Below are 22,783 nucleotides of genomic sequence, written 5' to 3' on the forward strand. Positions count from 1 at the left end.
GTCCAAATCAGCCGTAACTCCATACCTTCATTAAAATTTTAAACTTTTCCCTTTAAACTTTCCACTTAAAATTTTAAACTATCCACTTAAAATTTTAAACTATCCCTTTTAAATTTTAAACAATCCCTTTTAAATTTTAAACTTTCCAGTCTGCTCGACTCCCTCGTCACTTCCAAAACCCGGGTCAAACTTCTCCTGAAGTTCTTTTCCCATGCCAATTCGGGTTACCTGCGCTCACTTGCCAAAGAATTTGACGAGTCTACCAACTCTGTCCGGGTCGAACTCAACCGACTTACCGAAGCTGGCTTGCTTTTGACCGAAGACGAGGGCAAAACCAAGGTCTATAAAGCCAATCAGGGACACCCATTTTTTCATGAAATCAAAGGCATGGTCAGCAAATTCCTCGGATTGGACGATCTCCTCGAAAAAGTGGTCAAACGGATGGGAAATGTCGAAAAAGCAATAATCACAGGCGATTATGCCATGGGTATCGACTCAGGTACCATCGAACTCACCCTGATAGGCAAAAACCTGGATCAGGCATACCTCAATTTTCTTATCGACAAAACCTATGAGAAAATCAGCAGAAAAGTAAAAGTGCTGATCCTCGAAACGGACCCCGGAAACCTCACCGGCATTCTGGTATTCGGAAATTAAAAGAAATTCAGTGCCACTTCAGAAACCAACCCGACAACCTGAAAACGCGCAGCTGACAACCCGAAAACCCGTCTTCGGTCTTCCGTCTTCCAGCAACCGGACAACAATTAGCCCTTAAGGCTTAACATGGAGTTTCTCGGTTTTTCACCCTTAATCTCAACAACCTATTGGGAAATATTGTTAACCATTTCCCGGCTTTGGACTGCTGGTCAAAATTCAGGAAAGAGATGGAGATAAAAGGATTTTCTAAAATTGATGGAGAATAGACAGGTTTTTTATTTCGTATTTAGTCCTGATAACATATTTTGATAAGCGCAGTCGTACCGGTATTTAATTCAGAAAAGACACTGAAAAGGGCAGTGGATTCTTTACTCCTTCAACCTGAAATAGATGAAATTTTTTTGGTGGAAGATGGAAGTGTAGATCAAAGTCTCCGGCTTTGTCACCAACTGGCCCAAAAACATCCTTGCATTCAAGTTCTTCAACATCCCGATGGACTCAACAAAGGTGCTCCGGAATCCCGAAATTTGGGCCTCCAGGCCTCCAAAAACGAATGGATTCAGTTTATGGATGCGGACGATCAACTCCTTCCCGGTAAAATTTCCAGCCAAGTAGCCATGATTACAGGCGAGGAAGACCTGCTTGTAGGACAGTTCAAATACATCGACCGGGATGGATCCTCCACTCTGTTTACTCCCATAAAGGACGTTTGGTCAGGTTTGATTGCCACCCGTTTGGGCTATACTTCGTCTAACCTCTGGCGAAAATCTGCCATGATTAGGGCAGGGGAGTGGGATCCCAACCTGATCAATATCCAGGAATACAACCTGATATTCTCCATGCTGAAAACCGGTGCCCGGATTAAATTCTCAGATCAGGCCCTGACCAAAATATACTACCAACCTGATTCCATCGGAAATTCCCCGCAAAACGAAACCGAAAAGCGGGACCATTACTTCATCTTCAGGGAAAAAATCAGAGCCTATCTGGTTGAAAACAACATGTTTACCCTGCGCAGACGACACTATTTCAACAGCATCACCGGGTTAATGCTCCGCTACCACCGCCCTGATTTTAAGGTTAATTTGGACAATACCTATTTTAGGATTTATTCGGCCATCAGAGACCTCAGAAAAAAATCATTTTAAATCACTATTGCGTTTTCCGGAGGAATGATCACCTTAATTGTCACCTACTTCATGCATGAAATACTGGATTAAATGAACCGATTCCTCGATTTCGAAATACTCAAGGATCGGTTTCTGGAACTAAGGCAAGCACTCGCCTCCTACCCCTTTCTTCATAAGGTCTTTCTTCAAAAACACGGGTATCCCCTGGATCTGAAAAACCCACTAACTCACAACGAACGGATCAACCACAAGAAAATCCACGACAGAAATCCCCTAATACCCATCACCTCGGACAAAGTCCGGGTCAGAGACTACGTGCGGGAGATTTTGGGTGAAAAGGAAGCCAATGAAATCCTGATTCCCCTGTTTCACATCTCCAAAACCGGCAAAGACATCCCCCACCAGTCCTGGGACTTTGAGTTTTTTATGAAAGCAAACCACTCCTCAGGTGGAAATATGCTCGTCAAACCCGGGACCGATCCAGAATTGATCAGAAAAACCTGCCAAACCTGGCTCAAATCCAGTTATGGTCAGTTCCTCCACGAATGGGCCTACCGGGATATTCCGCGAAGAATCACCTGTGAACAGGTAATCCGAACCCCCGAAGGACAAATTCCAGCCGACATCAAATACTATTGTTTCCACGGCAGGCCCAAAATGCTCATGATCCTCACCGACAGGTTTGGCCACCAAAAACGCGTTTTCACTGACGTGCAACTTAATGTCATTCCTGGAGCCCAGATGTATGGAAAAGATATGCTATATCCTTTGCCTGATTTGCCTACACATGGACGTATGTTGGATTTTGCCGCCAAACTCGCCCGGGATTTTACTTATTGCAGAGTGGACTTTTATACGGTAGGGAACAAAGTCTATTTTGGTGAAATCACCCACTATACCGGCTCCGGTCTCGAAAAATTTGACGACTACGACCTGGATTTGGCCATCGGAAACCTTTGGTTACCGGAAAATAAGGATTACTCAATCCTGGAAATGCTCCAACTCGTGAAATCCCGAAAAAATCAACTGCCTAAATCAAAAAAATCTGACCACTCAAAAAACCAAAAATCCCGATCGGAGAGCACACAATCCGCACACATCACCTGACCACTCGTCTTCGGTCTTCGGTTTTCGCTCTTCCGACAACTTGACAACTCGATAAGCTACTGTCACCCTGAGCACCTGACCGACGAGAGTCGGGAAGTCGAAGGGCGACAACCTAATGTCACCCTGAGCACCTGACCGACGAGAGTCGGGAAGTTCGAAGGGCGACAATCCGACAACGCGACAACTCGACACCGCGCAGCCGATAAATTAATTTTCTAGACCGAGGACGTAGCCAGGACCAAATTCCTCAACTACCCTAAAGGCCTCGTAAATCGTACTTCGTACTTCGTAAATCCAACAACCCAACAACCCCGACAACTGGAAAACTTGACAACCCCACAATCTAACACCCCAAACCCCAGCCACTACAAAGTCATTGAACCCAGTTCCGGTTGGAAAATGGTGGATTTTAAGGAACTCTGGAGGTACAAAGACCTGCTATATTTTTTGACATTGAGAGGGATCAAAGCAAGGTATGCCCAATCCGTTTTGGGTGTGGCCTGGGCTATTATCCAACCGCTATTCACTACACTGGTTTTTACACTCGTCTTTGGAGGATTGGCCAAAGTGGATTCGGACGGCATGCCCTATGTCCTGTTTTCATATCTGGCCCTTTGGCCCTGGAATTACTTCAGCGGTACCCTCACAGAATCCGCAAATTCCCTGATCCAAAATGCCAACATGATCACCAAGGTCTATTTTCCCCGGATGGTACTTCCCCTTTCTGCAATCCTTTCCAAACTTCTGGATTTTGTGATTGCCTTTGTTGTAGTGGTAGGGATGCTGATCTATTTTCGGCAAGTGCCCGGCTGGGGTATTGTTTTTCTTCCGATTCTGATCCTCCAACTCCTCATGTGTTCATTAGGAATTGGCATGTTTCTCTCTGCATTGGCAGTCAAATACCGCGATGTAAAGCATGCCCTCACTTTTGTGGTCCAACTCCTGCTTTATGCCGCACCCGTGGTGTACAGCACCAATGCAGTGCCCGAAAAATACCTGAATTTCTATATTCTTAACCCAATGGTTGGGGTGATCGAAGGCTTCCGCGCCGCCTTCCTCAATCGGCCGATGCCTTGGGAGTGGATCTGGCCAGGAAGCATCGTTGCGGTAATCTTCTTCGTTTTCGGAATGATGTATTTTCGGAGGATGGAACGCATATTTGCAGATGTAGCTTGAGTCCTGCCATCCGGAGATCCCGATGACTTATTATTTTTATCGTAATCGGGACGCCGAATGGAACGCATATTTGCAGATGTCGCGTAATTCCTACCATCCGTAGATCCCGATGAAGTAAAGTTTTAGACTAAATCGGGACGGAGGATGGAACGGATCTTTGCAGATGTCGCGTAATTCCTACCATCCGTAGATCCCGATGAAGTAAAGTTTTAGACTAAATCGGGACGGAGGATGGAACGCATATTTGCAGATGTAGCTTGAGTCCTGCCATCCGTAGATCCCGATGAAGTAAAGTTTTAGACTAAATCGGGACGGAGGATGGAACGCATATTTGCAGATGTAGCTTGAGTCCTGCCATCCGGAGATCCCGATGACTTATTATTTTTATCGTAATCGGGACGCCGAATGGAACGCATATTTGCAGATGTTGCGTAATCATTCCATTGAGGTGGTCCCGAAGAAACTTTGATTTGTTTTTTTTCGGGACGGAGGATGGAACGCATATTTGCAGATGTAGCTTGAGTCCTGCCATCCGGAGATCCCGATGACTTATTATTTTTATCGTAATCGGGACGCCGAATGGAACGCATATTTGCAGATGTCGCGTAAGTCCTACCATCCGTAGATCCCGATGAATTATTGTTTTTAATTCAATCGGGATGGAGGATGAAACGAATCTTTGAAGTGACTCTGAAAGAGTCCCTTTTAATAGCCCAGGGTTTCAACCCTGGGGATAAATATGCAGAAATAATAATATGCGCTGGCGTAGTAAGTCCATTTGGAATGTGAATTTTGTTGCCAGCGCCATGGAAAAGGATAAATGTATTTATAGAATTCCTGATGTTGAACGGGGGATAGGATATTTACAATTCTCCCAGGACTCTGAAAGAGTCCCTTTTAATAGCCCAGGGTTTCAACCCTGGGGATAAATATGCAGAAATAATAATATGCGCTGGCGTAGTAAGTCCATTTGGAATGTGAATTTTGTTGCCAGCGCCATGGAAAAGGATAAATGTATTTATAGAATTCCTGATGTTGAACGGGGGATAGGATATTTACAATTCTCCCAGGACTCTGAAAGAGTCCCTTTTAATAGCCCAGGGTTTCAACCCTGGTGATAAATATGCAGAAATAATAATATGCGCTGGCGTAGTAAGTCCATTTGGAATGTGAATTTTGTTGCCAGCGCCATGGAAAAGGATAAATGTATTTATAGAATTCCTGATGTTGAACGGGGGATAGGATATTTACAATTCTCCCAGGACTCTGAAAGAGTCCCTTTTAATAGCCCAGGGTTTCAACCCTGGGGATAAATATGCAGAAATAATAATATGCGCTGGCGTAGTAAGTCCATTTGGAATGTGAATTTTGTTGCCAGCGCCATGGAAAAGGATGTATTTATAGAATTCCTGATGTTGAACGAGGAAATGGAAATTTACAATCCTCCCAAGACTCTGAATAGCCCAGGGACGGTTGGTTAGCATGTCGAACCACAACCCGACATCCGAAATCCGACATCCGACATCCGACATCCGACATCCGACATCCGACATCCGACATCCGAAATCCGCCATCCGAAATCCGAAATCCGAAATCCGACATCCGAAATCCGACATCCGAAATCCATCTCCCTTGCTCCTCTCCATAATCTCTCCCGTCTACCGGGCAGAAAACATCCTTGAAGAACTGGTCCTAAGGATCAAAAAATCCGTCCCGGTGCAGGAATTCGAGATCATACTAGTGGACGATTACAGCCCCGACCAGTCCTGGCAGGAAATAGAAAGACTGGCCTCCATTCACCCCGAAATAAAAGGCTTCAAACTTTCCCGAAACTTCGGTCAGCACTATGCCATCACCGCCGGACTGGATCAAGCCAATGGAGATTGGGTAGTGGTGATGGACTGTGACTTGCAAGACCGCCCCGAGGAAATACCTGCTCTTTTTGCCAAAGCTCAAGAAGGATTTGATGTGGTTCTCGCGCGCCGAACTAATCGCCAAGACGGATTCTTGAAGCGGCTTTCCTCCAAGTTGTTCTACCGGACTCTGGCTTGGCTTACCGGGTCCCACCAGGATGAGACCATCGCCAACTTTGGGATTTACAGCAAGAAAGTGGTCAGTGAAATTGTCGGCATGCGGGAAAGCATCCGCTATTTCCCCACCATGGTCCGCTGGGTGGGATTTAAGCAAACAGCAATTGATGTCGTCCATGCTCCAAATGAAGAAAGGGGCAGCAGCTACAATTTCAAAAGACTGTTCAACCTTGCCCTTGACATTATGCTGGCCTACAGCGACAAACCCATCCGCCTCACAGTCAAATTCGGCCTTCTCATCGCCCTGACAGGCTTTTTGTTTGCAGTTTACACCCTCTTCCGATACCTCCATGGAGACATCATTGTCGCTGGATATGCCAGTCTGATCATTTCCCTATGGATGCTCACCGGATTCATCTTGGTGACCTTAGGGATGGTAGGACTTTATGTCGGTAAAACCTTCGAAGGAGTAAAAAACCGCCCGATCTATATTGTCGAAAAAAGGGTGGGAGGGAAGTAAATGTTGCCTGTGCTAAGCCTGTCGAAGCATCCGCTGACGCTGTAGTCATGTTGCCTGTACTTAGCTTGGTTAGTGAGCATGTCGATATATGTCGAAGCAACCCAAAAAGATCGCTTCATAGCAGGATTGTGTTAAGTTAATTCTTAGAGTGGATTACTGCTTCTCGCGATGACGTATATCCGAAATCCGAAATCCGAAATCCGAAATCCGAAATCCGAAATCGAATTTCAACCCCTATGATCATCCCCCTTCCCTTCGATTCCTCCCTCTTCGGATATCCCGTCGGGAAATATCAGGTAGATAAATTATGGGAGGAGCCTGATTTCTTGGAGAAGGCCCAAAGCTTTCATTTGGTTTATATTTTTTCCAAAAAACCTTTGCCTGGTATTTCAAATCAAATCCATCTGGCGGATATCAAACTGACTTTTCAAAAGAATCTGGATAAAACCCAATCGAAAGATCCGGAAATTAATCCCTTTGAAGGCGAATTGACCGAACCACTCCTGAACCTTGCCCTCGAAAGCGGAGTCTTTTCCCGCTTCAAAAACGACCCCGGATTTAAAAACGGCGAGTTTGAAAAGCTTTATAGGCTTTGGATCAAAAATGCCTCCGACCAAAAAGAAGTTTTGCTTGCAAAAAATAATGAAGGTTTTGTAAGCTGTCACCGCTCCGGAGAAATGGCGCAGATCGGATTAATCGCTGTGGATAAAATCAAAAGAGGGGAAGGCTGGGGCAAAAGATTGGTCAAAGCCTCCGAAAATTATGCTTCCAACCACGGAGCCAAATTCCTTACAATCGGAACCCAACAGGCCAACATTCCGGCAGTCAACCTGTACCAAAGCCTTGGATACGAAATGGTGGAAAAGGTGTTTGTGTACCACTATTGGAAAAGTTAAAAAGTCTGTTGTCCGCTAAAGGTGTTGTCCGCTGCGCTGTTGTCTCGTTGTCTGCCTACGGCTGTTTCATGTTGCCTGTGCTGAGCTCGGTTGGGGAGCATGTCGAACTTTGTCGAAGCATCCGCTAACGCTGTTTTCTGACAACCCGACAACCCTTAACGCCTGAGAAGCAAGAACCAATAACTAATACCCAATAACCCACTAAAGTACCAAGTATCGGTCTTCCCACAACCAACGAGTAACGACTATCAAATTCCTCAACTCCCCGAGAGCCTCGTAAATCGTAATTCGTAAATCGTAAATCCGAAAACCCGACAGCCCTTAACGCCTGAGAACCAAGAACCAAGACGTCAAGAGTCAAGAACCGGCAGCCAACTCCCCCTTCATTCCCGAATCCGATTAGGAACTGCTAAGCATGGACAAAGGGGGCAGAGCCTGTCCCGAACTTGATCCGGGAGGGGATTTGGCAGAAAGAACCAATAACTAATAACCAATAACCCACAAAAGTTCCAAGTACCGGTCTTCCCACAACCAACGACGTAACGACTACCAAATTCCTCAACTCCCCGAGGGCCTCGTAAATCGTAAATCCGAAAACCCGACAACAGCGCAGCCGACAACCCTTAACGCCTGAGAACCAAGAACCAAGACGTCAAGAGTCAAGAACCGGCAGCCAACTCCCCCTTCATTCCCGAATCCGAATAGGAACTGCTAAGCATGGACAAAGGGGGCAGAGCCTGTCCCGAACTTGATTCGGGAGGGGATTTGGCAGGAAGAACCAATAACAAATAACCAATAAGCCACAAAAGTTCCAAGTACCGGTCTTCCCACAACCAACGAGTAACGACTACCAAATTCCTCAACTCCCCGAGGGCCTCGTAATTCGTAAATCGTAAATCCGACAACCCGATGCTTCGACTTCGCACAGCACAGGCAACCGGACAACCTGATGACCTACTGTCACCCTGAGCACCTGACCGACGAGAGTCGGGAAGTTCGAAGGGCGACACCGCGCAGCCGATAACTTAATTTTTTAGACCGAGGACGTAGCCAGGACCAAATTCCTCAACTCCCCGAGGGCCTCGTAAATCGTAATTCGTAAATCCGAAAACCCGATGCTTCGACTTCGCACAGCACAGGCAACCGGACAACCTGATGACCTACTGTCACCCTAAGCACCTTACCGACAAGAGTCGGGAAGTTCGAAGGGCGACAACAGCGCAGCCGACAGCCCTTAACGCCTGAGAAGCAGGAACCAAGAGTCAAGAACCGGCAGCCAATTCCCCCTTCATTCCCGAATCCGAATAGGAACTGATAAGCATGGACAAAGGGGGCATAGCCTGTCCCGAACTTGATTCGGGAGGGGATTTGGCAGAAAGAACCAATAACTAATAACCAATAACCCACAAAAGTTCCAAGTACCGATCTTCCCACAACCAAAGAGTAACGACTACCAAATTCCTCAACTCCCCGAGGGCCTCGTAAATCGTACTTCGTAAATCGTAAATCCGAAAACCCGATGCTTCGACTTCGCTCAGCACAGGCAACCGGACAACCTGATGACCTACTGTCACCCTGAGCGGAGTCGAAGGGCGACACCGCGCAGCCGATAACTTAATTTTCTAGACCGAGGACGTAGCCAGGACCAAATTCCTCAACAACCCTAAAGGCCTCGTAATTCGTAATTCGTAATTCGTAAATCCGAAAACCTGACAACCCGATGCTTCGACTTCGCACAGCACAGGCAACCGGACAACGCGCAGCTGACAACTCGACAATCCGACACCTCAGTTTTATTTATGCTTATAACCCTAAAAACTTTCGTAAATTAGAATGTTTTTATGGTTATACCCGAAAAAAATGATTAAAAGAGACACTTACATCGATAAACTCAAGAAATTTATCGGAAAGCCTCAGGTCAAAATCATCACTGGTATCAGAAGATCAGGAAAATCCACCGTCTTAAGGCTTCTGATGGATGAGTTGACCCAAGGAGGTGTAAAACAGAATCACATCATCTACCTCAACTTTGAGAGTTTCGCCAATTCTCATCTTACCCATGCCAATAACCTGTATGAGGATGTGAAAGGAAGAATTAGTGGGACTGAAAAGTATTATCTACTGTTTGACGAAGTTCAGGAGGTGGAAAATTGGGAGAGAGCAATCAATTCATTTCTGGTGGACTTCAATACGGATATTTACCTCACCGGTTCCAATTCTCACCTGCTTTCATCCGAGCTATCCACCTTTTTGGCAGGTAGATACGTTGAAATACCCATTTTTACCCTGTCCTTTTCAGAATTCCTGGATTTCAAAAGATCCTATTCAGAAGTGGGCCCAAATCAGATCGCACTTTTTGTAGAATACCTTCGGAAAGGAGGATTCCCTGTTATCCATACTCAATCTTACGATGAAGAAACAGCCAATCAGGTAGTAAGAGATATTTATGATTCGGTGATTCTGAGGGATTCCGTGCAGCGGCACAAAATCAGAGATATCGAACTGCTCAATCGAGTGATTCAATATGCTTTTGATAATATCGGCAATACCTTCTCCGGGAAAAATGTCGCAGATTACTTCAACCTGAATAATGTATTAGAATTCGTAGCGAGAGCTCAAAATGCAAGAAAATCAGTCACTTTGGAGATCACGGCGTAGCACCGCTACGGTGAGATCGAAAAGTGAAGTGAAACGACTGATTTTGAAGTATTTTGAGGTCGCAGTAGATTTTCTAATGCATATTCAGGTTGTCAAGTCAACAGCGTAAAATAGATCTCAATACTGTTTATAATTACTTACATGCCCTTGAGGGAGCGTTTATCTTGTACCGCGTCTCTCGATATGACCTCAAAGGCAAAGAAATCCTAAAGACTCAGGAAAAATTCTACCTCGCAGATATTTCCTTACTCTATGCCACTATGGGGTACCGGGATCGGATGATTGCTGGGATCTTGGAAAATCTGGTCTTTCTGGAGCTGAAGCGGAGAGGATTTAAAGTATATGTGGGGAAGCTTGACCAAAGGGAAATTGATTTTGTGGCTGAGCAAAAAGAACAAAAACTCTATATCCAAGTAGCTTACAAACTGGAAAGTCCAGAAACAATTGATAGAGAATTTACCCCGCTTCTGTCGATCGATGACCATTTTCCCAAATATGTCATCACACTGGATGAGTTCTTTAGAGACACGGTTCAGGGAGTGAAACACCTACATATCAGCGATTTCTTCTTGGCAAGTGCATGGTAATTTGAATATTGGTTCAAACTTACTGGTTCATTGTTCCGACAACCCTTAATGTTAGAGTACCAAGAATCTGTCATGCTAAGCAGCCTGTCCCGAACTTGATTCGGGAGGGGATTTGGCAGGAAGAACCAATAACTAATAACCCACAAAAGTTCCAAGTACCGGTCTTCCCACAACCAACGACGTAACAACTACCAAATTCCTCAACTCCCCGAGGGCCTCGTAAATCGTAAATCGTAAATCCGACATCCGACATCCGACATCCGACATCCGACATCCGAAATCCGAAATCCGAAATCGTGCAAATCCCCTTCAACAAACCCTTTCTCACCGGCCAGGAACTGAGCTACATTCAGCAAGCGGTTAACCTTGGAAAAATCTCAGGAAACGGGGAATTTACCCGCCGCTGCCAGGAATTTTTTGAACAGCGATACGGCTTCCACAAATGCCTGCTCACCACTTCCTGCACGGATGCGCTCGAAATGGCTGCTATCCTATTGGATATCAAACCGGGAGACGAAGTCATCCTACCCAGCTTCACTTTCGTTTCCTCTGCCAATGCTTTTGTCTTGAGAGGAGCAAAGATTGTCTTTGTGGATAGCAAACCGGATCATCCCAACCTGGATGAAACCCTCATCGAGGCACTCATTACCCCAAAGACAAAAGCCATCGTGGTCGTGCATTATGGGGGAGTGCACTGTGAAATGGATACCATTATGGACATTGCTAACCGTCATGGAATCAGGGTCGTGGAGGATGCTGCCCAGGCAATCGACAGTTTTTACAAAGGAAAAGCCCTCGGCGGAATAGGACATTTGGGATGTTTCAGCTTTCACGAAACCAAGAACATCCAGTGCGGGGAAGGAGGGATGCTCGTCCTCAATGACCCGTCTTTTGTCAAACGGGCTGAGATCATTTGGGAAAAAGGTACCGACCGGGCAGCCTTTTTTCGCGGGGAAATCGACAAATACGGCTGGGTAGATCTTGGCAGCAGCTTTTTGCCCTCAGAAGTGACCGCAGCATTCCTCTGGGCCCAACTCGAAAACCTCGACCGAATCCAGGAAAGAAGAAAAGCTATTTGGGAAGATTATTACGGATTTCTTGAAGGAAAGGAGTATAAACCTAAAGTGCTTGGCAAAGAATACCTTATAGCAATTAGGAATGAAGAATTAATAATTAAGAATTATCGTCCAATTCCTAATTCGTCATTCCTAATTCATCATTCAAAATTCATCATTCCGCATTCTCCATTTCAGTCCAACGCCCACCTCTTCTATCTCCTTTTCCAGGACTTGGAAACCCGCACAGCCTATGCAACTGATTTGAAGCAAAAGGGAATCCTCTCAGTTTTTCATTACCAAAGCCTCCACCGGTCAATGATGGCCAAAACCCATTTTCCCAACCAATACGCTAAAAAACTTCCACATTCCGATTATTTTTCCGACCGTTTGCTGCGCTTACCCTTATTTTATGAGTTACCTGAAATGTCCGGTACCCTCTTTATTTCCTAAAATGATTATCCGCTTCTTTGCCAGTAGATCCCTTTAATAACATGGCCTCATCCCGATATTCATCGGGACCGGCCACCGAATCTGGTGCTTTTAAAGGAGAGGGGGAGAAAAATAAAGTTTGTTGACTGGCAACTTTCCGTATTTCCATATTTCATAAAATCACTGGCTGATCTTTCACTACGGTCTGCCAATGCAACCGGACATCAAGAAAACTTGCTAACGTCCAGCAGACAACTTTTAACCTTTAACCTTTAACCTTTTAAATTCCTTATTCCTCATTCCTAATTCCTCATTCCTAATTCCTAATTCTTAACCTTTAATCTTTAACTCCCCTGTTAAAATACTAAACTTCTCCCTTCCCTATTGCAAATTCCAAATGACCGAGTAATTTTATTACTCAGTCACCGCAAGGTTTCACCAAAGGAATTTATTACCCTCAATTCTCCTCCCGTTTCAGGGACAAAGACCAAGGCCAGAGATTCCAATGGTGTGACCCAAAGGGCGAAGCTTTGCCCAGTAGGCAGTCTAAGTGGCAAGTGGGTGAGAGGTAACGCGCAGCTGACAACCCGACAACTGGACAACAGCTTTAGCTGACAACCCGCCAACCCGACAACCCTTCCACACTGGAACTGAATACTGAACACTGAATAAATGGTCATCACCGGTGCCGGAGGACATACTTTAGAGATTTTGGACATCCTGATCTGCTCAAATGCGACAGACAGCCTCTGCATTTTTGATGATCAGGATCGGGGAATTCTGTTTCAGGGTAAATTCCCCCTCATCTATTCCGAAAAGGAAGTGGAAGCTTTGTTCCGGATAGATCCGCGATTTATCCTGGGCGTGGGCAAACCTGACATCAGAAAAAAACTTTACGATAGATTCTCCCGCTTGGGAGGACAAATTATGGCCGTCCGGGGGCAGGGGAATGTCATCAGCGGGTATGCTGATTGCCAAGACGCCGACATCTTCAACAGATGCTACATCGGTTCCAACACGCAAATCGGCCCCGGAACCCTGATCAACACCGGAGCCCAGATCCACCACGAAGTCAGGATCGGGGAGTTTTCAGTCATCAATCCCGCCGCCGTCCTTCTCGGAGCCTGCCAGATCGGTGACTTCTGCTCCATCGGCGCCAATGCCACCATCCTGCCGGGAATCAAAATCGGCAACCACGTCACCGTAGGTGCCGGTGCAGTCATTATCCGCAATGTGCCAGATGGCGTAACCGTCGTCGGAGTGCCGGGAAGAGTGGTCAGTAGGCAGTCGCAGTAAGGAGGGATCAGTAGGCAGTGGTCAGTCGCAGTAGGCAGTCGACAACTTGACAACCCGACACCGCGCAGCCGATAACTTAATTTTCTAGACCGAGGACGTAGCCAGGACCAAATTCCTCAACTACCCTAAAGGCCTCGTAAATCGTACATCGTAAATCCGACAACCCGATGCTTCGAATCGCTCAGCACAGGCAACCGGACAACCTGATGACCTACTGTCACCCTGAGCACCTGACCGACGAGAGTCGGGAAGTTCGAAGGGCGACACCGCGCAGCCGATAACTTAATTTTCTAGACCGAGGACGTAGCCAGGACCAAATTCCTCAACTACCCTAAAGGCCTCGTAAATCGTACTTCGTAAATCGTAAATCCGACAACCCTGACAAAAGCTTCAGCCGACAACTTGACAACCCGACACCGCGCAGCCGATAACTTAATTTTCTAGACCGAGGACGTAGCCAGGACCAAATTCCTCAACTACCCTAAAGGCCTCGTAAATCGTACTTCGTACTTCGTAAATCCGACAACCCAATCTCAGTGATCAGTAGGCAGTCGCAGTAGGCAGTCGACAACCCGACATCCTCCTTCCGAAAGCAGGCGTAGCTAAAAAAAAGCACTGCCATAGTGCAAAAAAATTAAAAATTCGCACTCCTTTAGTGCAGTATATCGTAACTTTGCATAGTTAATATGCTGAAATGCCCAAGAGAAAAGGTTCACACTACAGAGGATGGTTGCCTAGGGCATTCCATCTGACAACTTAAATCAAATTATATCCAGATGAATGGATAGTTTATTTCAATATTCCAATCAATTGATTACCCAAGTAGATGTAGCATTTACACGCTATCTCTACGATAAGATAAACTGGCAAAACAGATTGCTCGGTCTGATCGGGCCTCGGGGAGTTGGGAAAACAACCCTCATTTTACAATACATCAAAAACAATCTGAATCTTCAGGAAACTCTCTACGTGACAGCGGAAGATTTCTATTTCGCAAAAAACCGTTTGACAGATTTGGCATATGACTTTGTAAAGGCTGGAGGAAAATATTTGTTTGTGGATGAAATCCACAAATACCCTGATTGGTCAAAAGAACTAAAGCTTATTTACGATTACCATCAAGAGCTGAAAGTGGTGTTCACGGGTTCCTCAATTCTTGATATTAAAAAAGGGAGTGCCGATTTGAGCAGAAGAGCAGTGGTTTACTCCATGCAGGGACTGTCTTTTCGTGAATATTTGATACTGTTTAATCAGCTAGAAATTCGATCCTATTCCATTGACGAAATTGTCAACCAGCAAGTCGATGTTCCTCAAATTCCCCATCCACTTCCCTTGTTTGACAACTATCTGAAAAAAGGGTACTACCCATTTGCCAGGGAAGATGATTTTGGACTAAAACTGCAACAAGTCGTTAACCAAACCCTGGAAGTGGATATTCCTACCTATGCCCAAATGAACGTTTCAACGGGAAGAAAACTGAAGCAGTTATTGGCCATTGTGGCGCAAAGCGTACCCTTCAAGCCAAATATGAGCAAAATAGCGGAAATGCTGAACATAAGCCGAAACAACATAGCAGATTACCTGCTTTTCATGGAAGATGCCGGCATGATCGCCCAGTTGAGAAGCCAAACAGAGGGCATCCGGGCATTGGGTAAAGTAGATAAAGTGTATTTAGAGAACAGTAACCTGGTATACAGTTTAGCCCATGACAATCAAAACAAAGGAAATATAAGGGAAACCTTTTTTCTCAATCAATTGAAAGTGAATCACCAAGTAGTGTCTTCATCTTTTGGTGATTTCAAAATTGGTACAATGGATTTTGAAGTAGGAGGCAAAGGCAAAGGAGAGAAACAAATCAAAACCGCCGAAAAAGGATACCTGGTTAAAGACGATATAGAAAGAGGATACCTCAATACCATTCCCCTTTGGCATTTTGGATTGATGTATTGAGCATGCCTGCACTGAGCTTGTCGAAGTGTCGAAGTGCCGAAGTACCAAACCCGATGCTTCGAATCGCTCAGCACAGGCAACCGGACAACCTGATGACCTACTGTCACCCTGAGCACCTGACCGACGAGAGTCGGGAAGTTCGAAGGGCGACACCGCGCAGCCGATAACTTAATTTTCTAGACCGAGGACGTAGCCAGGACCAAATTCCTCAACTACCCTCAAAGGCCTCGTAAATCGTACATCGTAAATCGTAAATCCGACAACCCTGACAACCCGATGCTTCAAATCGCTCAGCACAGGCAACCGAACAACGCGCAGCCGATAACTTAATTTTCTAGACGGAGGACGTAGCCAGGACCAAATTCCTCAACTACCCTAAAGGCCTCGTAAATCGAACTTCGTAAATCGTAAATCCGACAACCCGATGCTTCGAACTTCCCGACTCTCGTCGGTCAGATGCTTAGCACAGGCAACCCGACACCGCGCAGCCGATAACCTAATTTTCTAGACCGAGGACGTAGCCAGGACCAAATTCCTCAACTACCCTCAAAGGCCTCGTAAATCGTACATCGTAAATCGTACATCCGACAACCCGGTTGGTGAGCCTGTCGAACCACGACTTCGCTCAGCACAGGCAACCCGACAACACTACACACTGCTCAGCAGACAGTCCTAAACCTGCACTTTAAAAAATCCCTAACTTTGCCAGATGACCTCTAAAAAGCAAAAGCCCCAATCGATAAACGAACCTGAGCTTGCGGTTTATCGACTGCCTGCAGGGTTAGCTTTAGTTCGAAGGCATCTAGCCCAAATCGACGATATGTGCAGGGAATTCCATGTCCTGAGTTTGGAATTGTTTGGATCCGCCGTTAAAGAAACTTTCCGCCTAAGTTCCGACCTTGACTTCCTGGTTCAGTTTGACCAGATTCCGCTGGAAGATTACTTTGAAAATTTCATCAACCTCCAACTTAGCCTCGAACGTCTGTTCGATAGGAAAGTAGATTTGCTTGAACTGCAGACACTCAAAAATCCCTATCTGATCGAGTCAGTCAATCAGAACAAGGTCAAAATCTATGGAGAACGATAGCCTGTAATGGCTTTTTGACATCAATCAATCCATCGGGGAAATCGATGAATTTTTGGCTGCAAATGGAATTAACTCCTTTTCCCAATACACAAAAAATAAATTACTTAAAAGAGGTGTCGAAAGAAATCTCGCTATCATCGGGGAGGCTATGAATAAAATCAAACAGTCTGATTCCGAGTTGTTTGGCAAAATACTCCACGCAAGATCCATCGTAGCCCTTCGAAATCACCTGGTACACGCCTATGATAATGTTTCGGACGAAAATATCTGGTCAATCCTGATCAACCATCTGCCCAAATTGAGAATTGAGGTTGCGACATTGTTGAAATAAGGATAAAAATAATAATCTACAGCTCATCCGACACCCACAAATTGTAACCAGTTCGGTTATTGATCTAGGACAATAAGCTCAGTTAATGAGCTGCCTGCACTGAGCACGGTCACTGAGCCTGTCGAAGTGTGTCGAACCATAACCCTTAACACCAGAGTACCAAGTACCATGTACAAAGTACCACGTATCGGACTAATCGAGTATCAAGTATCTGTCATGCTGAGTCTTAAATATTCCGGGAACATACAAAAAGGAAATGACAGGGATCGCCCAGTCAAAATTCTGTAGATCGGAATAAAATTTGGAAATATTTACATTTTCAAAACATAACACACTCTGTCATTGGTAGCGGAGTCGAAGCAAAGAACCAAGAAACTTGACACACCGCAAACTGAACTCTGCCTACTGCCAACTGAACACTGCCAACTGAATACTGCCTACTGGAAACCAGGACCAAATTCCTCAACTACCCTAAAGGCCTCGTAAATCGTACTTCGTAAATCGTAAATCCGACAACTCGACAACTGGACAAGCCGACAACCGGACAGCGCGAAGCAGACAACCGGACAACCGGACAACAGCTGCAGCGGATAACATCGGTTTTCCAGTTCAAAATCAAAGAATTTCGTCAATTGGCAGAATTGCGTAGGATTGAATTAAAATATTTATAAATGGATTGTATCTCGGTTAAATATTCTGACCATGCTGTTCTGCAGATGTTTAAGCGTAATATTGATACATTGGATGTCGAAAATTCATTGGCCAAGGGGAGATAATCAAATCCTACCTGGATGATAAACCCTTTCCCAGTTTTCTTATTCTGGGATTTTGTGGAGAAAAAGTTATCCACTTGGTGGTTGCAAGAAACTCACAAAACCAAGAATGTGTTGTACTACCTGCGTATATTCCGGATCCATCGATTTGGGAGGAAGATTTTAAGATAAAGCGTTAAGAAAAATGGAATGCTCGATCTGTAAAGTCGGAATCACTATGCCTGGCCATGTGACAGTCACCTTGGAAAAAGGAGCGACTATTGTACTTCTTAAACAGGTACCGGCAGAAGTTTGCCAAAACTGCGGACACTATTACTTGGATTCCGAAACTACAGCCAAGGTTCTTCAAACCGGTCAGGAGGCTGTCAAAAAGGGAGCTGAATTGGAGGTGGTCAATCTTAAGGTTGCCTGAGTCCCTTAACCCTTAACACCAGAGTACCAAGTACCATAAACAAAGTACCAAGTATCGGACTAATCGAGTATCAAGTATCTGTCATTGGTAGCGGAGTCGAAGCAAAGAACCAAGAAACTTGACACACCGCAAACTGAACTCTGCCTACTGCCAACTGAACACTGCCAACTGAATACTGCCTACTGGAAACCAGGACCAAATTCCTCAACTACCCTAAAAGCCTCGTAAATCGTACTTCGTAAATCGTAAATCCGACAACCCGAAGCTTCGACTTTGCTCAGCACAGGCAACTCGACACCCTGCCTACCGGACAGGCAGGCGCGCAGCCGATAACTTAATTTTCTAGACCTAGGACGTAGCCAGGACCAAATTCCTCAACTACCCCAAAGGCTTCGTAAATCGTACTTCGTAAATCGTAAATCCGACAACACTGCCTACTGCCCACTGCCTACTGCCCACTGCCTACTGCCTTCTGCCAACTGCCCACTGCCCACTGCCCACTGCCCACTGCAAACTGCCTACTAAAAAATGATCCCATTTTTAGATCTACAAAAAATAAATATCAAGCATGAGGAAGATTTTAAGAAGGAGCTAAATGATATCTTAAGAAGAGGCTGGTTTATCCTGGGAGAAAAACTCACCGAGTTTGAAAACCTGTTCGCTCAATATTGCGGAGTGAAACATTGCCTGGGAGTCGCAAATGGTCTCGATGCCTTGATTCTTATTTTTGAAGCGTACAAGGAACTTGGGATAATGAAAGTTGGGGATGAAGTGATCGTTCCTGCCAATACCTACATTGCCAGCATTCTAGCCATTTCGCGAGCTGGGTTGATACCAATTTTAGTTGAGCCGCGACTGGATGATTATCTGATTGATACCTCTAAAATTGTAGAAAAAATTACTGACAGAACAGTTGCCATTTTGCCCGTTCACCTTTATGGACAAGTGTGTGATATGGATTCCATTAATGCTATAGCAAAAAATTATAATCTAAAAGTAATTGAAGATTCAGCCCAGTCCCATGGAGCCTATTTCCAAGGTAAGCGTAGTGGAAACCTAGGAGATGCCAGTGGGTTTAGTTTTTATCCGACAAAAAACTTAGGTGCACTTGGGGATGGTGGTGCGATTACTACAAATGATGATGAACTTGCCCGCGTAGTAGTAGCTTATCGCAATTATGGGTCTCATATAAAACACCATCATCAGTTTAAAGGAATTAATTCCAGGTTGGATGAGATACAAGCTGCTTTCTTATTGATCAAACTCAAACATTTAGATAGCGACAATGAAAAGCGCGGAGGCATTGCATTACACTATCTTCAAAACATTAAAAATCCAGCCATTGTTTTGCCAAAGGTGAATAGAGATAAAGGACATGCCTGGCATCTATTTGTGGTTCGAACTCAGCAAAGAGATTCATTACAGAAATATTTGCTGGATAATGGTGTTCAAACTGTAATTCACTACCCAATTGCACCTCATAGGCAATATGCCTATAACGAATGGCAAGATGAATCATTCCCAATTTCTGAAAGGATACATAATGAGGTACTCAGCCTTCCAATAAGTCCTATTCTTGGAAAAAATGAAGTTGATAGTGTTGTTGACTTAATTAACGCTTTTTAATTCATGCTCTTCAACTCCTTTGAATTTCTTCTCTTCCTGCCAATAGCATTCTTGCTGTATTGGTTTGTATTCCAGAAGAACCTCAAAGTCCAAAACGCATTCCTCCTCCTGGCAAGCTACCTGTTCTACGGCTGGTGGGACTGGAGATTCCTAGGACTCATCATCCTGAGCTCTGCCGTGGATTATTGGTGTGGGTTGAAGATGTCCACAGTCGACAGACCACTGTCCACTGCCGATTCGTCATTGCGAGCGGACGCAGGGAGCGAAGCAATCCCACAAAAAGGACTACCAAATACTGATGTATCCACAAATCAGCTGTCAACTGTTGACCGTGGACTGTTGACAAAAAGGCTTGACGACAGCCCGTCCCGAACTGGTTTCGGGAAAGCAATCCCCTCCAAAGGACTACTAAATACCGTTGTATCCACCGATCAGCTGTCGACTGTCGACCGTGGACCGTTGACAAAAAGGCGTAACGAGGAAGGTATCTCATCGGACAACTCTTCCGTCTCCCGTCTTCGGTCTTCTGTCTTTAAGCCTTTCCAAGGAAAAAATGGCTACCTAACAATAAGCCTCCTCTTCAACCTCGGCCTCCTCGCCTTCTTCAAGTACTTCAACTTCTTCATCGACTCAGCTGCCGAATTCATCACCCTGCTCGGTTTTCAGGCACACCCCAGCACGCTCAACCTCATCCTCCCGGTCGGGATCAGCTTCTACACCTTCCAGACCATGAGCTACACCATCGACGTGTACCGGGGCAAACTGGAACCTACCAAAGACCCCATCGCCTTCTTTACCTACGTGGCCTTTTTCCCCCAGCTCGTGGCCGGACCCATCGAGCGGGCTTCCAACTTGCTTCCCCAGTTCTTCAAAAAGCGGGAATTCCAATACCAGCAGGGTTCCGACGGGATGAAACTCATCCTCTGGGGCCTCTTCAAAAAGATGGTCATCGCAGACAACTGTGCCCTGGTCGTCAACCCGATCTTCGACAATTACCAATCAGCTTCGGGACTGGAGCTCATCATGGGAGCAATCCTCTTCGCCTTCCAGATCTACGGAGATTTCTCTGGCTATTCGGATATCGCCATCGGCACAGCCAAGCTCTTTGGCTTCGAGCTGATGACCAACTTCCGCACGCCTTACTTCAGTAGGGACATCGCAGAGTTTTGGCGCAGATGGCATATCTCCCTCTCCACCTGGTTTAGGGATTACGTCTATATCCCGCTTGGCGGCAGCAGGGTTTCCACGGCCAAAGCCATCCGCAACATCTTTATCGTATTCCTGGTCTCCGGCTTTTGGCACGGGGCCAACTGGACCTTTATCGCCTGGGGCGGGATTCATGCGGCATTGTTTATTCCGGTATTCTTGGTAGGGAAAAATAGAGCATATCTGGACGAGGGAGATCATTTGATCCCATCATTTAGGGAAGTACTTCAAATGGCCTTAACCTTTTCCTTGGTAACTATAGCTTGGGTGTTTTTCAGAGCTGAAAGTATTACGGTAGCTGTAGGTTACTTGAGCGGTATATTAACTAATCCTTGGAGTGATGGATTTAGACTTTCTCTCTTTTATTTGCCTATTGGAGCAGTTGGGATGTTGCTGGGCATCGAATGGATTTTCAAAGGAAAACAGATCCTATCTTTTCAATTTCCAGCTGTTCGATATGCCGGATATGCCGGAGTAGCATTCACAATCTTGTTTTTTGGAGCTTTCTTTAACCCTCAGGACTTTATTTATTTCCAGTTTTAGTGAAGGATTTTTTACTTAAATCCTTCTTGTGGCTGGGTTTGGGAATTGCTTTCATCTTGGGATATGGCACCTTTTGCGATTACTTCTTTCAACAAAAACAATACTTGGACCTTTCAGAAAAGAAACAATGGGTGCTGGCACAGCAGGGAGGAAGCTACGATTATGCGGTTTTGGGTTCCAGCCGAGCGTATGGAGCTTTTGATATGAACTTGCTGGACAGCTTGACCGGATGGAATGGAATTAATCTTGGCTCCAATGGAAGCGGATTCAAAGACAATTACTTGGTTTTATCTCTTTTTCTGAAATCCAACAAGGTTAAAAGACTGTTTTTGCAAGTGGACATGGGAACTCTTAATTCCAGGTCTTCTTTCAGCAACGAGTTTCACGCATTTACCTTTATGCCATATTGGGTTGTCCCGGAAGTCAGGGAAGTACTAATGGAGGAAATTCCCCTCTTGGGCAATCCCATCAGTTCAATGGCTCCCCAGTGGAGGTACTTCTATTTCAACAAGTACTTTTCCCCTAAGGAAGTGTTGCGAAGACTCAAACTCTCAGAAACCAAACTAGATCCCTACACGAAGTCCAAAGGGGGAATAAGCGCGGGCAATGCTGAAAAGCAAGGAGAAATCGAAACCTATGAACTTCCAAAAACCGAAGATCCGGAGGATTGGCACTACCTTATCAAGATCAAAACCAAAGCGGAAGCAGCCGGGATCCAGGTGGTTTTCTTTACCTCACCCAGATACAGCGATCACCAAGAGGAATTGAAAAGACTTTTGTTATCGCTTCCAAATACCAAAATATTTCCTGATGAGTTTGACTTTTCAGATCCGGGCCTTTTTCAGGATCAGGGTCATTTAAGCAAGGAGGGAAGAGAAAAGTTTACCATCGATTTTCAAACAAATCTAAATTAAAAAATACTAAGAATTGATCCCGGTAACAAAACCTTTCCTTCCCCCCAAAGCCGATTACCAACGATACCTTGAGGGGATTTGGGAACGGAACTGGCTGACCAACAACGGGCCATTGGTGAATGAACTCGAACTTTCCCTCAAGGAATTCCTGGGATTGGATCACCTGCTTTTTGTCAGCAACGGCACCGTTGCACTTCAAATCGCAATCAAAGCTTTGGATTTGAAAGGGGAAATAATCACCACACCTTTCTCCAACGTTGCCACCACTTCCAGCATCCTATGGGAGGGATGGCATGATTACTTATGAACAAAAGGATCTTTATTAATATATTTTCTGGTTAATTGTGGTTCCTACTCTTAATTTGGGAATATTTATGTTCTGCATTTTGGAAAGGAA

Annotated in this window: 17 protein-coding genes and 2 pseudogenes; all 19 read left to right on the forward strand. The window is 45.2% G+C overall.

What is annotated here, in order from left to right; genetic code table 11:
* Positions 1-150: 150 nt before the first annotated feature.
* The gene (locus tag B0E43_RS19700; protein WP_077353031.1) at positions 151-657 is read left to right on the forward strand and encodes a PaaX family transcriptional regulator; all 507 of its coding nucleotides are present in this window, start codon (positions 151-153) and stop codon (positions 655-657) included.
* Positions 658-962: 305 nt separating this feature from the next.
* Entirely contained in the window at positions 963-1,805 is an 843-nt protein-coding gene (locus B0E43_RS19705) for a glycosyltransferase family 2 protein (RefSeq protein WP_168171992.1), read from the forward strand.
* Positions 1,806-1,877: 72 nt separating this feature from the next.
* On the forward strand, positions 1,878-2,894 hold the full coding sequence (locus tag B0E43_RS19710) for an ATP-grasp fold amidoligase family protein (protein ID WP_077353035.1): 1,017 nt from the start codon (positions 1,878-1,880) through the stop codon (positions 2,892-2,894).
* Positions 2,895-3,293: 399 nt separating this feature from the next.
* Entirely contained in the window at positions 3,294-4,070 is a 777-nt protein-coding gene (locus B0E43_RS19715; RefSeq protein WP_077353037.1) for an ABC transporter permease, read from the forward strand.
* Between the two features lie 1,482 nt (positions 4,071-5,552).
* Entirely contained in the window at positions 5,553-6,620 is a 1,068-nt protein-coding gene (locus B0E43_RS19725; RefSeq protein ID WP_077353041.1) for a glycosyltransferase family 2 protein, read from the forward strand.
* Between the two features lie 236 nt (positions 6,621-6,856).
* Positions 6,857-7,516, forward strand: a complete 660-nt coding sequence (locus tag B0E43_RS19730; protein WP_077353043.1) for a GNAT family N-acetyltransferase — start codon at positions 6,857-6,859, stop codon at positions 7,514-7,516.
* Positions 7,517-9,376: 1,860 nt separating this feature from the next.
* A complete protein-coding gene (locus tag B0E43_RS19735) occupies positions 9,377-10,174 on the forward strand; it encodes an ATP-binding protein (protein WP_077353045.1) in 798 nt (265 codons plus the stop codon).
* Between the two features lie 89 nt (positions 10,175-10,263).
* Positions 10,264-10,761: an ATP-binding protein gene (locus B0E43_RS19740; protein ID WP_254423465.1), complete on the forward strand. Its 498-nt coding sequence runs from the start codon at positions 10,264-10,266 to the stop codon at positions 10,759-10,761.
* Between the two features lie 296 nt (positions 10,762-11,057).
* On the forward strand, positions 11,058-12,269 hold the full coding sequence (gene rffA, locus B0E43_RS19745) for a dTDP-4-amino-4,6-dideoxygalactose transaminase (protein WP_077353049.1): 1,212 nt from the start codon (positions 11,058-11,060) through the stop codon (positions 12,267-12,269).
* A 651-nt stretch (positions 12,270-12,920) separates the two neighbouring features.
* A complete protein-coding gene (locus tag B0E43_RS19750) occupies positions 12,921-13,544 on the forward strand; it encodes an acetyltransferase (RefSeq protein ID WP_077353051.1) in 624 nt (207 codons plus the stop codon).
* A gap of 780 nt (positions 13,545-14,324) precedes the next feature.
* Entirely contained in the window at positions 14,325-15,494 is a 1,170-nt protein-coding gene (locus tag B0E43_RS19755) for an ATP-binding protein (RefSeq protein ID WP_077353053.1), read from the forward strand.
* 709 nt (positions 15,495-16,203) lie between these two features.
* Positions 16,204-16,581, forward strand: coding sequence for a nucleotidyltransferase family protein (locus B0E43_RS19760; protein WP_254423466.1), 378 nt, complete (start codon positions 16,204-16,206; stop codon positions 16,579-16,581).
* Between the two features lie 31 nt (positions 16,582-16,612).
* Entirely contained in the window at positions 16,613-16,912 is a 300-nt protein-coding gene (locus B0E43_RS19765) for a DUF86 domain-containing protein (RefSeq protein ID WP_256386948.1), read from the forward strand.
* 671 nt (positions 16,913-17,583) lie between these two features.
* Positions 17,584-17,864 (forward strand): annotated as a pseudogene (locus B0E43_RS31420) (DUF4258 domain-containing protein).
* Between the two features lie 5 nt (positions 17,865-17,869).
* On the forward strand, positions 17,870-18,097 hold the full coding sequence (locus B0E43_RS19775) for a type II toxin-antitoxin system MqsA family antitoxin (RefSeq protein ID WP_077353061.1): 228 nt from the start codon (positions 17,870-17,872) through the stop codon (positions 18,095-18,097).
* Between the two features lie 528 nt (positions 18,098-18,625).
* Positions 18,626-19,723, forward strand: a complete 1,098-nt coding sequence (locus tag B0E43_RS19780) for a DegT/DnrJ/EryC1/StrS aminotransferase family protein (RefSeq protein ID WP_077353063.1) — start codon at positions 18,626-18,628, stop codon at positions 19,721-19,723.
* Positions 19,724-19,726: 3 nt separating this feature from the next.
* On the forward strand, positions 19,727-21,472 hold the full coding sequence (locus tag B0E43_RS19785; protein ID WP_254423468.1) for an MBOAT family protein: 1,746 nt from the start codon (positions 19,727-19,729) through the stop codon (positions 21,470-21,472).
* Positions 21,472-22,386 carry a hypothetical protein gene (locus tag B0E43_RS19790; RefSeq protein ID WP_139352836.1) on the forward strand — a complete coding sequence of 305 codons (915 nt, stop codon included), beginning with the start codon at positions 21,472-21,474 and terminating at the stop codon, positions 22,384-22,386. The genes B0E43_RS19785 and B0E43_RS19790 overlap by 1 nt, the downstream gene beginning before the upstream one ends.
* Positions 22,387-22,399: 13 nt before the next feature.
* Positions 22,400-22,675 (forward strand): annotated as a pseudogene (locus B0E43_RS19795) (DegT/DnrJ/EryC1/StrS family aminotransferase); the annotation flags it as partial.
* Positions 22,676-22,783: the final 108 nt, after the last annotated feature.

The organism is Algoriphagus sp. A40, assembly GCF_002002735.1.
Lineage (GTDB): Bacteria > Bacteroidota > Bacteroidia > Cytophagales > Cyclobacteriaceae > Algoriphagus.